Raw genomic sequence first — 12,346 nt, forward strand, 5'->3', positions numbered from 1 at the left:
TTCCTCGATTTCTGACTGTTCTTTCGGCGCGACCCTAAGCTACAGATATCGGGGATCAAGGGGGGATCATAAATGAAGCGTGCATGGATGGTTCGGGCGGAAAGACACGGTCGACTTTACGACTCGTTCAAGGAATCATCTGTCGTCGCTATCGGGTGGCACGAGATCGGATCGCTGGCCGACTTGCGCACGCGCGAAGCAATCGCCGACAAAGTGCGGAAAACCTGGCCTGAAACAAAACCGCAAAGCGTGGCGATGGCTGCGGGACAAATCCATCGGTTCCGCAACGAGATCAAAATCGGCGACACCATCGTTACCTACGATCCCAATCGGCGCGTTTCACACCGCGCTGATACTGAACAGGCCTCTTGAGTATCTGGCGTTCCAATTGCCCGTTGAAGCCAGGCGCGGCTTCCGCTAAGAAGCCAGCTGGCCGGCCTATCGGCCAGTTCGTTTTCGGGACTCCTGAAAGCACCCGTAGCTCAGCTGGATAGAGCGCTGCCCTCCGAAGGCAGAGGTCACAGGTTCGAATCCTGTCGGGTGCGCCAGTAAAATCAACGGTTTAAATAGAAAAATCGCCCAGCTTCGGGACTCGCTAACTAACCGCGCGGCCTGGCTTTCGGTCCTGGCGAGCTTTCCGCCGGGTGTGCGGACAATCTGGCGGATCGCCGATCCCTTAGCCACAGCGACCTCTTTTTTGCCACGAGGTCTTCGCGGTCCTCATCATCAGCGGTCTTTCGTCCATGTGCGGCGATCGCATAGTCGGCTCTGTTCGTTCGAAAGTCTTCTTTTTGCACGGACATCGTTTTTCCTCCCTTAGGCCTTTTCCCTCCCTTGGGCCTGACGGGCGCGATTAACTGCCGCTGCATCGTGCGAGTCTACTAATTAGGGATTGTGCTAAAATGATACACCCTGGCAAAAGCCGCAGGGACGCTACATCTCATTGGAGCCGATTACACCGGGCTCACCTTCAGCGAGATTGGTTAGCGACGGGCCACCAGGTGTAAAGATAACGCCGGCTCCCTCCAGTGCTTGTCGTAGGCGGGTGAGTGTGCCCGGATTCGGAATTCTGTGACCGATCTCAAAATCGCGGATCGTGGCTTCGCTACGATTGGACTTGGCGCCAAGCCGCACGCGGGACTCTTGCCTAACGATACCAGAACGGCTCGATGCGACCCTTGTCGGACCTTCAGTCGCGCCATAGGGCTCGCATTTCGTTCTTCACAGGCACATAATGAATGCCGTCGACCGCCAAGAGCGCGCGCTTAGTGAGGTCATCCTGTCTCACTGGAGGCCGGTCGCCCACAAGGTCGCAATGGCCGAAGAACGCATCCGTCGCCGGCTCGCGGCGATCATGGTCGCCGACGTCGTAGGCTATGCGCGCCTGATGGAGGCGGACGAGGCCGGCACGCTCGCGGCGCTGAAGGACCGCCGCAGGAACGTGCTCGAGCCCATCGTGCGATCTCATGGCGGACGCATCGTCAAATTCATGGGCGACGGTGCCCTGGTCGAGTTCGGCAGCGCAGTTGATGCCGTCGGCAGTGCACTCGAACTGCAGGCCAGGATGGCCGATGCCAACGACGACGTGGCCGATGAGCGCCGGATCATGCTCCGGATCGGCATCAATCTGGGCGACGTGATCGGCGAGGGCACGGATGTCTATGGAGAGGGCGTCAACATTGCCGCGCGACTCGAGTCCCTGGCCGAGCCCGGCAGCATCTGCATGTCGCAAAACGTGTACGAACAGGTGGCCAAAAAGGTGGATGGCACATTCGAGCCCCTGGGTGACCGTCAGCTCAAGAACATCGAAGCGCCTGTGCGCGCCTACTTGGTCCGTCCCGCTGTTGTCGCGCCTAGCAAGCCAGCGGTCACATCGGACAAACCGTCAATTGCCGTGTTGCCCTTCGACAACATGAGCGGCGACCCTGCGCAGGACTATTTCTCAGACGGGATCACGGAGGACATCATCACCGAGCTGGGCCGATTCAGGGAGATCATGGTGATCGCACGGAATTCTTCCTTTGCGCTCCGAGGCAAGGCGCTCGACGCCAAGGAAGTTGGCCATAGGCTCGGCGCGGATTTCATCGTCGAGGGCAGTGCGCGCAGGGTGGGCAATCGCGTGCGGGTCACAGCCCAGTTGATCGACGTGTCCAGCGGAAAGCATCGCTGGGCCGAGCGCTATGACCGCAATGTCGAAGATATCTTTGCGGTGCAGGACGAAGTCGTATCCATGATCGTCGGCACCCTGGTCGGGAGAGTCGCCTCCACCCGTGCCGAGCAGTCAGGCCGCAAGCCACCGCAGCTTTGGGCGGCCCACGATCACTTTCTGCAAGGGCGGGAGCGTTCGATACGATTCGATTCGGAAGCCGCGGCTCAGTTCCTGCGCCGCGCAATCGAGCTCGACCCGGCACACGCCCAAGCCCATGCGTGGCTGGCGGGTGTCGCCTATGTCCTCCATTCGGACCACGGGCGGCGCGAGGATCTGGAGGAAGGCCTTCGTGCCGCACAAACGGCGGTACGGCTCGATCCGTTGGATTCGAACGGTCACCGGCAACTCGGCCTCATCTATTCTAAGATGAGGCAGTATGAGCTGGGAGGGATACACCTCGACCGAGCGGTCGCGCTCAATCCGAACGACGTGTATGCCTCGACGTTCAGAGGGCTATGGCTGGCCTTTACGGGACGCGGAGAGGAAGCGCTGCGCAGCCTGGAGGCAGATCTTCGCTGCGATCCCTTTCCGCCAGCTTGGTACTGGGGGTGCCGCGGAGTGGCCTTTCTGCAGTTGAGGCGCCACGCCGAGGCCCTCGAAGCGTTTCAGCATATCGACCACCTCTGGCACTGGTGGCTACCCTGCTACATTGCTTCTTGTCAGGCTCGTCTGGGCAAGATCGATCAGGCGAAACAGTCGGCCGCAGATGTGCTGCGCCTCAAGCCTGATTTTGCCATAGCGGACTTCGAACGGTCTGAATGGTGGCGAGACCCCGCCGATCTTGAACACATAACGCATGGCATGCGCATGGCGGGACTAAAGTAACCGGTCGTGGGGAGCTCCCAAGCGCGTCCAATGTGAGCGCCTGACTGATTCTGGCACGAGTTGCCCCTTCCGATCGCAGAACGTACGCAGAAAACGAACCTTTCGCGACGTTGCTACCGTGCAGCGGCAAAGTCCGCTCAGGGTCAGGTGAGGACAGAGCCTGCGCCGAGCTCAATGTCCGCTCACTTACACCTCACACTGGAAGCCGCCTGCCAGCTTGCGCCCCCGTCCGGTGAGCTCGACGCCGACCCGGTGCCGCTCGCCATGTTTCCGCAAGGCTGCATCTACCGGCAAAGGGCGACGCGCGCCGTCGAGGCGACGGGGCGGATGTGGCGCATCGCCTATACCAGCCAGGGGCTGATCGGCGTGCAGGCGGCGGTGGCGTCGGGGCTGGGCATCAGCCTGCTGCCGATAGATGCGGTGCTTCCCGAGCATCGCCTGCTGAGCGCCGCCGACGGTTTTGCGGAACAGCCGCCGTCCGAGCTGGCGTTGATCGCGCCCTCACAAAGGCTGGATGCGCCGGCGCGCGAACTGGCCGCGTTTCTGGTCGCAAACATCGGCAGCATTCTGCATGGCTCTGTCGCCCAGCCGAAGGAAGCGCGGCGCGCAGTTGCGGCCCTGCGCTAACCGCCGCCTGTGCGGAACGGCCGCTTGATGGAAGCTGAGGGGTAGAGCATGCTCCCCGGTGTTCGGTCCCAAATTGGAACTTTGCAGCCGCTTTGGTTTCGGCGCTAAAACGGGAAAGGGTCTCGGCATATGGAGCCCGCAGCCCTGAGGCCAAGAGTGTCTGGAACAGAATAGAGCCTGCCCGGACCAAACCTTGGTTTGGTCGAACGCAAGCCCGGAGCGAAAATGCGGACAAGGGACCGCTGCTCATCCTGCATCAGGATGACGGCGAATACCCCCAGGTTTCGTTCGTGGCAGAGTTTGACGCATGAGGCGTAGTCAAGTGTCGATTCATCCGCGCAGGCAGGGCCGCTATTCCCACCCTGCAAATACGGACACAGCCCAAGATCCGTCTCTTGATGCCAGCGATATAGTTGCCGTGCCCCGGGCGTAAAGCGGGTCGTTCCCTGTTGCTGCGCCTGTTGGGAGAGCAGAGCAAGGTTCGCTTCGCATTGAGCAAGCTCGCCAAGCGCCCTTGTGGCAGCCGCTGACCAGGATGCGCCTGCCGCAAACCCCATCGCCGGACACCGGCCGGAACTGTCGCTGGAGATTGCCGCAACGATCGGCACCGCCAAATCCAGCGTCAGTCGCAGAAGCCGCAATTCGCGACCTCGGTGCCGAAGCCAATCCTCGTAAGAAGATACGGTGTCGCTTGCCATCGACTTCGGATCGATTCGAGGCAGAACAAGCCGATTGTACCACCAGATAGAGGTCGCATCTCGCTCTATCAGCTCGAGAAGGGCGCTCATCGCAGCGTCCTCAGGGTTGATGCCCAGTGCAAGTCCGTTCGAGTCGGCAGCCGGCAGAAATGATTGCTCGCCACCGGGATCATATCCGAGAAAACACAGCCCCGCGGGCACCCAGGCTTGCTCCGTACCCAGCTTGTCGTCACTCAGGATCCAGTCTTCAGGCGCGGATCTATCCCAGCGGGCCGGAACCATGTTGCGGGGCTGTCGGTTCCCGGCCTCTCGCCGGTCATATTGCTCGTCGCTGAAAAGAAGGATGCCGGGCGGCTCGACGACCCGCCCATGAATCGCATCGGCACACGACCGGAGAATTCGCCCCTCGGGAATGATCTGGGCGAAGTAGGTCTCGTCCGCCTCATAAAGGCAGCCTTGCAGCGCCTGCTCGGCTGTCGTGCCCCAACCAGACACGAAGTAAGTGCTCTCATCGCCATCCCTGGCGGCGCGAACGCGGCCGGCCGCCACGGTGAGAGGACAGCCGAGCAATGGGTCCGAGATCACCACCGGGCCATAAAGAAGACTCGACCCCACGCAGACCTCGAAGTGAGAATCTTTGGCATTGCGAGCGCTTCTGAACGGACTTCACCCTGTCGTACGTCCGAAGCTCTCGTGTGGCAGTTTACACGCTGCCATGCGCGATAGCATCATGCAAATGTGCTAAAGTACGTTCGGACGTCCGACCCGAGGTATGGATTGACCCCAAAGCATGGATTGACCGCAAACAACGGCACCCTGAAGCGGCGCCTGACTGCGATCGTGGTCGCCGACGTGGTCGGCTATTCGCAGCAAATGGCGGAAGACGAGGAAGGCACGTTTACCCGCGTCCGAGCGCTGATGCACGACGAGGTCCCAGGCTACGTTCATCGGCATGACGGCCGCGTTGTAAAGAACACCGGCGACGGTGTCGTCGCGGAGTTCCCGAGCGCCGTCGAAGCGGTCCGGTGTAGCGTGGCTATTCAGGCCTATCTCGCAAGCCCCGAGCGATCGTCGCCCGGTCTGTTGCTTCGAATGGGCATAAATTTCGGCGATATTATCGTCGACGGCGACGGAGACGTGTTCGGCGACGGTGTAAACGTGGCTGCACGCCTTGAACAGATCGCGGCCCCCGGAGGCATTTGCCTTTCGGCAAAAGTGCATGAGGAGGTCCGCGGAGGGCTGCAATTGCCCTTCGAATATTGCGGTGAGTTTCAGCTCAAGAACATTCCCCGACCCGTGGCAGTCTACTCGCTTATTCACAGACCCGACGGCCCGGCTCCGAGGATCGGCGCCGAGACTTCGGGCTCGAACACGCCATCGATCCTGGTCCGCCCATTTGTCAGCACCGACGGCGTGGAACCCTATTTCAGCGAAGGGTTTACAGAAGACGTCATCACCGAGTTGACGCGATTCACCCAGCTCTCCGTCGCGTCATATCATACCTCGTTGCGGCTCAAGGATGTCGAACTGCCGAAGCTGGTCTCGGATATCGGGCTCGATTTCGAGCTTTCGGGGCGAATCCGGAGGATGGGGAAGCGTATCCGCCTTTCGTGCGAACTGGTTGACGCCACGTCCGGTGGTGACGTTTGGGCCGAGCATTATGACAGCGACGATCAGGACATATTCGAAGTGCAGGACGAACTGGTCCGCAAGATCGTGGGCACGGTTATCGGGCGCCTCAAGGCAGCGGGTGCGGAGAAGGCGCGACGCAAGCCGCCGGCCAACCTGGCGGCCTATGAGTGCGTGCTCCGAGGCAATGCCCTGCCGCTGGGCGACCTCGCGTCCGAAGCGGAAGCCAGACAATGGTATCAGCGCGCCATCGACCTCGATCCGACCTATGGGCGCGCCTACGCCAAGCTGGCTCACTACAAGCAGCTGGAATGGTTTCGCGACATGGGACCTTCCGATGTCCTGCTCGACGAGGCGCATGCAATTGCCAAGAAGGCGGTGGCGCTCTCCGCCAACGATCCGGTCTGCCTCAACATTCTCGGCTGGGTGCTGCTGCACCTGCGGGACTTCGACGTCGCCGCGCAACTCTACGCACGGGCGCTCTACCTCAATCCGAACGATCCCGAACAGGTTTCCTATCTCGGCACCCTCTACACATTTGGCGGCGAGCCGGATCGCGCCATGCAATGGTTCGAGCGGGCGCAGGTGCTCGATCCACTCTACGAACCATCCTGGTATTGGCCGTTTCGCGGCATCGTCCACTTCATTGCGGGCCGGCCCGAGCCGGCACTGGTCGCTTTGAGCCGTTCGTCGACAATGCCGGCATGGGTTACCGCCTACATGGCCGCTTCGAGCTCGGCGCTTGGCCGGGACAGCGACGCCAAGTTGTATGCGGCTCGCGTGTTGGCGGGTACGCCCAGCTTTTCTTGCAGTCGATTTGTGGCCAAGGAGCCCTATCGGCTGGAGGAGGATCGGGCCACACTGCTCAAGGGGCTGCTCGCCGCAGGGCTGCCGAACTGAAATTGAAGTTTGCTATCGGCAGCCAAAAAGGACCGCGGACGCAAGCTCGTCATGATAGTGCCGACCCTGTGCGTTGTTGTGGTACGTCCCAAGGTAATCTATCAGGTCCTCTCGTGTGACAACGCCTTCCGGCAGGGCTGGCAGGACCACGGTCAGCTCCGTTGGGGCGTCGCACACCAGTTTCACTTTCGCGTCGACGATCTGCTCCAGCACAATCTTAAGTTCGCCAAGAAGAGATGTGTCATTCAGGTCTTTTACTTTCGACACTGCGGCATTCTTTAAATCTTTGCCTTTGTAGCTGATATTAGCACCAGCAAGATCAACAACGCGAAAGGTCTTTCCCGAAGTGCCCGGGGTGATCGTCCCTACCTTCACGCTTCGAAGGCCGCCAGTCTTGTCTTCAGTGCGCAGAGCTATGACGTCACCGGACGCGAATGCGTTCTGCATGTCGACGGTTACAGTCAACTGACTTGTCGAATCTACCACTGATACAGTCGCCGTGAACGCGGGCGGCAAAGCCTTCAGCCACGCCCCCACGAGCGAGGCGCCAATCTCCTGAGCCTGTCGGCCTTGCTTGAGTTTCACCTTGGGCACAAGCGTCGCTCCCCGCGCTTTGAGGCGTGCGAGAGCAGCCTAGGCTGCTTTTTCTTTGGCTGCAAGGAGGTTGCCGTGGACAGACAGAGGTATTGGGAGCATGCTGTCAGTCAGTCGACCAGCGGACGGTGGGGATCCATGAAGCTTGCTTGGCTTGTGAATTTTCTCATTACATATCAGCTCGCCGCCATTCTTTCCGCGCCCACTATTGTGTACGCGGACGAAGACTCTGGCGAGCCGCAAGTTACGCAACGCACCTTCATCGCGCCGCTTGCGGACAAGGACATATTTCAAACGACTATCGCCAACCTGAACAAGATCAATCCGTCGGGGGAAGCCCTTCAGGCTGTCGACATGCCGGACCTAGGATTTAGCCTGGTCACTGGAAGCTTTACCGACGAGGAAGCGGACAAGCTTCTGTCGGAAGGGTATCAGGAACCGGACTCCCTTGAAGTAAGCCTGTTCGCGGATGGCGGTTGCGAAGCACGCAGGCCGCTAGCGCCTGTGACGGGTGACAAGCTCGTGCCGCCGAGCGTTTGCAGTGTCGTCGGGTCGCCCAGTCTTGTGACCAACGGGTCCGCGGTCTGGATCATCGATAGCGGCGTCGACGAAGACATCGTCACAAAAGGGCTTCTTAATATTTCGGAACGGATCAACTGCACGGTCACTCCATGCAGCACGACCATGGGCGTGGCAGACGCTCAAGGTCACGGCACGATGGTCGCAGGCATCGTTGGTGGAATGCGCGTGCCAGGTACGACAAGTGGAGAATACCTTGGCATTGTTGGGGTCAGCCCCGGGGTGCCGCTTAAGATTGTCAAGGCATTTGAGGGCGAGAAGTCGAAGATCGTCGGGCCGCCGCTTGTCGCCCTGAAATACGTTCGTGATAATGCGTCCGCCGGCCAAATCCTGAACATCAGCTGGGGCTCGCAGTTCATGGAGACCGCGAGGAATGGTGGCCAATTAGGCCAGCTTGGTCTGATGGACAAGCTGCTGTTTGAGATCGCAAACAAGCAGGTCCGTATTGTGATTGCGGCGGGCAATGCGCGGGAAGACGACGAGGCGTCGTGGGTACAGTCCTTTTTCCCGGCCAATGCGTCGGAATATTTTTCTCCAAACCCGACGCAAGGCTTCATTAAAAGTGTCTCGGCATCCGACAGCACTTATATCCCGACCGGCACCATCGTCATTGGCCCGTGCAGCGCCGTGTCAGCCAATTGGTGTGATCTGCTTTGGGATGGCGGCGCTTTTGGCGCGGCCATGTCCGAGCCAGGCGTTGGCGTCCAGGTGCTTTGGCGGAGCAAAAATCACGAGCTAAGACAGAATATCTGTTCGGGAACGTCCCTTGCCGCTCCAGTTCTGGCAGGACTGCTGGCTCGGCCCACTGCGAATTTGCAGAAGGTCCCGATCAAAAAGAGCGTGATCCCAAATGCCGATCCGCTTGGATATTCGACACGCGGAACGCCGGACGTCACTCTTCCGGATTATCCGAAATGCAATTGACGCGCCGCACGGCCCTCCAGTGTTTGGGTCTTACCTCGCTGTTTGCGACCAGCGCAGGGCGTGCTTCGGCGCTTTTTGCCGCCGACAGCCACCCGCGGCTGCTGGTCGTTCACCTTCGGGGCGGACTTGATGCGCTGGCCGCGCTGCCGCCCCATGGCGATCCTGATTTCCGGCGGCTGCGAGGCAGGGCGAGAGAACTTGGCGGGCCCGACGACGCGTTCGGTGTGAAGCTTGATCCGCTGTTTGCGCTTCATCCGGCGCTGGAACCACTTGCTCGGTTCTATTCAGCCGGCGAATTGCTGATCCTGCCCGCGACGGGCATCCCGGGTATCGGTAAATCGCATGGCGCCGCGCAGAGGGTCTTGTTCGACGGCGATGTCGACGGCGGCGATTTTGGCTGGCCAGGAAGAGCCGCTTCGGTCCTGTCGCAGGGAAGCCAACCAATCTGGCGCGCAGCGCCGACCGACCTCTCGAATGATGTGCTTTTCGATCTCGTGTTGGCCAATCCGGGACTTGACATCGCCCGCCTTTGCCTCGGTGAGGCGTGTGGTTCAGCCGGAGACGCGGTGCAGACGTTGCTCGCACGGCGACATGCGCTGAGTGCTGCCGGCTTTGCCGCAGCGGCGACCTCCGCGGCGCAGGCGCTGTCCAGGCCCGACGGTCCGCGCGTGGCCCTGCTGCAGTTGGACGGCATCGATACCCACGTTGCTCAGGAAGAGCGTCTTTCGGCGACCCTTGGGACATTGGCACATGGTGTCGTTGCGTTCTCGGAAGCGGCAGCCGCGATCTGGCGTCAAACCGTTGTGCTCGGCATTACGGAATTCGGGCGCTCCATCCCCTTCAACGAACAAGGCGGCACCGACCATGGTGGTGCCAGCCTAGCGTTCTTGATGGGTGGTGCGATAGCCGGTGGGCGGATCGCGGGTCACTGGCCCGGATTGGCGGCAGATCAGCTCCACGCGGGGACCGACCTGGCGGTCACCACCGATGTCCGCTCGATCGTCAACACGGTGTTGAAAGACCATCTTGGACTCTCAAGCCAGGCAATGGCGATGGTCGCTCCAAACGCATCGGGCTTTCATGCAATTAAAGGGTTGTTTCGGCACCCTTGGCAGAACGCGTAGCGGCGCCGACGTTCGCTTGTGGGGGGCCACACGCCGGGATCGACACGATCGCGGCACGCCTAGAACCCGAACAGTTCCTTGCCCAAGGGGTCTTCGTATTTCGCCTTCAGGCCCAGGACCTTGCGGCGCATCTCGTCTTCCTTGAATGCGCTGGGCGTGACCATCCTTGTGTCGACCAAAGTCCCCTCTCGCCTTTTGTGTCAGCCGCGCTATCTCCTTGTCGTTAGGTCTTGCTGATGGAGGTTTGATGGATCGGCGATCATTCTTGACAGCATTGTTCGGCGTTGCGGGGGCCGCGGCGCTTGCTACTACAGTTAGGCCTCTCGAGGCCGTGGCCGGGGTTCCCAATGTCGGCAACGGCATTCTCGATGAGCTCGACAAGCAGGATGCCAGTGCTTTCGATGACGACGAAGGCCCGGGCGATGTCGAGCAGATCTACCATCGGCGATGGCACCATCGTCGCCATCACAGGCGGCGCGTCTGGAGGCGGCACTGCCGCACATTCTGGCGGTATGGCCGGTGGCACCGGCGCTGCTATCGCAGGCGCTCCTTTGTCATATTGCGGTTCTAGAGCAATTCCAGGAAAAGTGTGAAACGGTTTTCCGTCCGGAATTGCGTCAAAACAAAGAGTTAGAGCGGGTCGCCGTTTCCGTAAACGGTGACCCCCTCTAGCCGCGGCTTGATCCCGGGGTTCGGATAGTCCTGCCCTGAGGCGCAAATACTGAAACAGACCCATCCCGGCTTGCTTCGGGATGGGTCTGTCAGGTTTGCCCCGCGACCGCCGCCACGGAGTCCCGCTCGACCAGCGGGCATTCCAGCTTGGTGATGGGATAGCGGCCGCGGCCGGGAGGCGGCGGCACCTCGAGCTGCTCGATCGCCCATTGGCCCATGGCCATGTGCGGCAGGATCGATGTCGTCAGCGGCGGGAACAGATGGCGGGCGATCTCCTCGTCGTCATAACCGACGACCGAGATGTCCTGCGGGATGTGCAGGCCCGCTTCCTTCAGCGCTTCGTAGCAGCCGATGGCCGTGCGGTCGTTCTGGCAGAAGATGGCGGTCGGGCGGTCTTTCAGCGCCAGAAGCTTGACGGTCGCGGCATAGCCCGCACTTGCCGACCAGTCGCCTTCGACCACCAGATCGGCATCGAAAGGATATCAGCCTTCGCCAGACGATGCCGAGAGAGCGCCGAATATCCCCTTCGTTTCGGCGACAAGTGTGCGCATCAATTGTTCGGCCGGAAGCTCCTTGTTCAAGGCGGCCGCCTGTCCGTAGAGATGAAAGGCGAAATCTCCCTTCGCGTCGGCGTTGCCTAGCGGGGCGCTGAGCACGAACATTTGCGGGAAGTCCGGGAGGCGCGTTCGGCTCTGCTCCATCTCCAGTGCGTAGCGAGTGCGCTTCGCCCGCGCAACGCGACCCGAGAAGGCATCGGTGACCATCGTGTCCATGTCCGTCGCGGAGCGGATCAGAGCGCGGCGCGGTCCGTCCGTGCCGGCTTCGTCGCAGGACAGGAAGCCGGTGCCGATCTGCACGCCGCTGGCGCCAAGCGCGAGCGCGGCCGCTATGCCTCGGCCGTCGGCTATGCCTCCGGCGGCAATGACCGGGAGCTTGACAGCATCGACGACCTGGGGAACCAGCGCCATCGTGCCCACACCATCGCCGGGGCTGTTGGGAGCATGCGAACCCCGGTGGCCTCCCGCCTCCCACCCCTGGGCTATGACCGCGTCGGCTCCGCTGTCGGCAAGCTTCAATGCCTCGGCGACATTGGTCGCAGTGCTGAGGATCACGATTCCTGCCTGCTTCAGCCTGTCGACAGCAGCCGCATCCGGCATGCCGAAGTGGAAGCTCACGACCGGCGGCCGGATCTCGAGCACCAGATCAAGTCTGGCGTCGTCGAAACCCGGCCCCATCGGTGGAAGCCTCGCCGGCGGTTCGCCCAGCGCCAGTTCCTCGTAGTAGGGCCGCAGCCTTTCGACAGCCCGCGCCAGGACAATATTGCTGGTGCTCGGTTGCGGGCAGACGAAGAAATTGAGGTTGAACGGACGCTCGGTCGAGGCGCGCAGTTGGTGAACTGCGTGGCGCAGGCCGTCTGGCAACATCGATGCACAGCCGAGAGACCCCAATCCGCCGGCATTGCTCACCGCAGCGGCGAGTTCCGGCGTCGCCGATCCGGCCATCGGAGCCTGGATGATGGGATGATCGATCTTCAGCAGGTCGCATAGACGACGGTTCGGCCACAT

The 12,346-nt window shown here is 61.2% G+C and carries 9 protein-coding genes, 1 tRNA gene and 2 pseudogenes; 7 read left to right on the forward strand and 5 right to left on the reverse strand.

Going from position 1 to position 12,346, the window contains the following annotated elements:
- The first annotated feature begins 72 nt into the window (after positions 1-72).
- The 4 genes and pseudogenes from AC1DYO_RS01850 to AC1DYO_RS01865 all read left to right on the forward strand — a co-directional run.
- Positions 73-372, forward strand: coding sequence for a hypothetical protein (locus AC1DYO_RS01850; protein WP_477259736.1), 300 nt, complete (start codon positions 73-75; stop codon positions 370-372).
- A 99-nt stretch (positions 373-471) separates the two neighbouring features.
- Positions 472-548, forward strand: a tRNA-Arg gene (locus AC1DYO_RS01855).
- Positions 549-1,234: 686 nt separating this feature from the next.
- The gene (locus AC1DYO_RS01860) at positions 1,235-3,034 is read left to right on the forward strand and encodes an adenylate/guanylate cyclase domain-containing protein (protein WP_477259738.1); all 1,800 of its coding nucleotides are present in this window, start codon (positions 1,235-1,237) and stop codon (positions 3,032-3,034) included.
- Between the two features lie 246 nt (positions 3,035-3,280).
- Positions 3,281-3,661 (forward strand): annotated as a pseudogene (locus AC1DYO_RS01865) (LysR substrate-binding domain-containing protein); the annotation flags it as partial.
- A gap of 104 nt (positions 3,662-3,765) precedes the next feature.
- Here the strand turns inward: AC1DYO_RS01865 and AC1DYO_RS01870 are convergent.
- Positions 3,766-4,974 carry a YcaO-like family protein gene (locus tag AC1DYO_RS01870; protein WP_477259740.1) on the reverse strand — a complete coding sequence of 403 codons (1,209 nt, stop codon included), beginning with the start codon at positions 4,972-4,974 and terminating at the stop codon, positions 3,766-3,768.
- A 180-nt stretch (positions 4,975-5,154) separates the two neighbouring features.
- Between AC1DYO_RS01870 and AC1DYO_RS01875 the strand changes: the two genes are divergently transcribed.
- A complete protein-coding gene (locus tag AC1DYO_RS01875) occupies positions 5,155-6,888 on the forward strand; it encodes an adenylate/guanylate cyclase domain-containing protein (protein WP_477259741.1) in 1,734 nt (577 codons plus the stop codon).
- Positions 6,889-6,900: 12 nt separating this feature from the next.
- On the opposite strand, the gene AC1DYO_RS01880 is transcribed toward AC1DYO_RS01875, so the two are convergent.
- Positions 6,901-7,482, reverse strand: coding sequence for a hypothetical protein (locus AC1DYO_RS01880; RefSeq protein WP_477259743.1), 582 nt, complete (start codon positions 7,480-7,482; stop codon positions 6,901-6,903).
- A gap of 138 nt (positions 7,483-7,620) precedes the next feature.
- On the opposite strand from AC1DYO_RS01880, the gene AC1DYO_RS01885 reads away from it, so the two are divergent.
- Both AC1DYO_RS01885 and AC1DYO_RS01890 read left to right on the forward strand, forming a co-directional pair.
- Entirely contained in the window at positions 7,621-8,985 is a 1,365-nt protein-coding gene (locus tag AC1DYO_RS01885; RefSeq protein WP_477259745.1) for a S8 family serine peptidase, read from the forward strand.
- A complete protein-coding gene (locus AC1DYO_RS01890; RefSeq protein WP_477259747.1) occupies positions 8,976-10,109 on the forward strand; it encodes a DUF1501 domain-containing protein in 1,134 nt (377 codons plus the stop codon). Before AC1DYO_RS01885 ends, AC1DYO_RS01890 begins: the two co-directional genes overlap by 10 nt.
- A 259-nt stretch (positions 10,110-10,368) precedes the next feature.
- Here the strand turns inward: AC1DYO_RS01890 and AC1DYO_RS01895 are convergent, their stop codons facing one another.
- The 3 genes and pseudogenes from AC1DYO_RS01895 to AC1DYO_RS01905 form a co-directional block, all read right to left on the reverse strand.
- Positions 10,369-10,551: a hypothetical protein gene (locus AC1DYO_RS01895; protein WP_477259749.1), complete on the reverse strand. Its 183-nt coding sequence runs from the start codon at positions 10,549-10,551 to the stop codon at positions 10,369-10,371.
- A 319-nt stretch (positions 10,552-10,870) separates the two neighbouring features.
- Positions 10,871-11,260, reverse strand: a pseudogene (locus AC1DYO_RS01900) (substrate-binding domain-containing protein); the annotation flags it as partial.
- Positions 11,261-11,263: 3 nt separating this feature from the next.
- Entirely contained in the window at positions 11,264-12,346 is a 1,083-nt protein-coding gene (locus AC1DYO_RS01905; protein WP_477259751.1) for an NAD(P)H-dependent flavin oxidoreductase, read from the reverse strand.

It is taken from the genome of Mesorhizobium sp. P2_F5 (assembly GCF_056403715.1).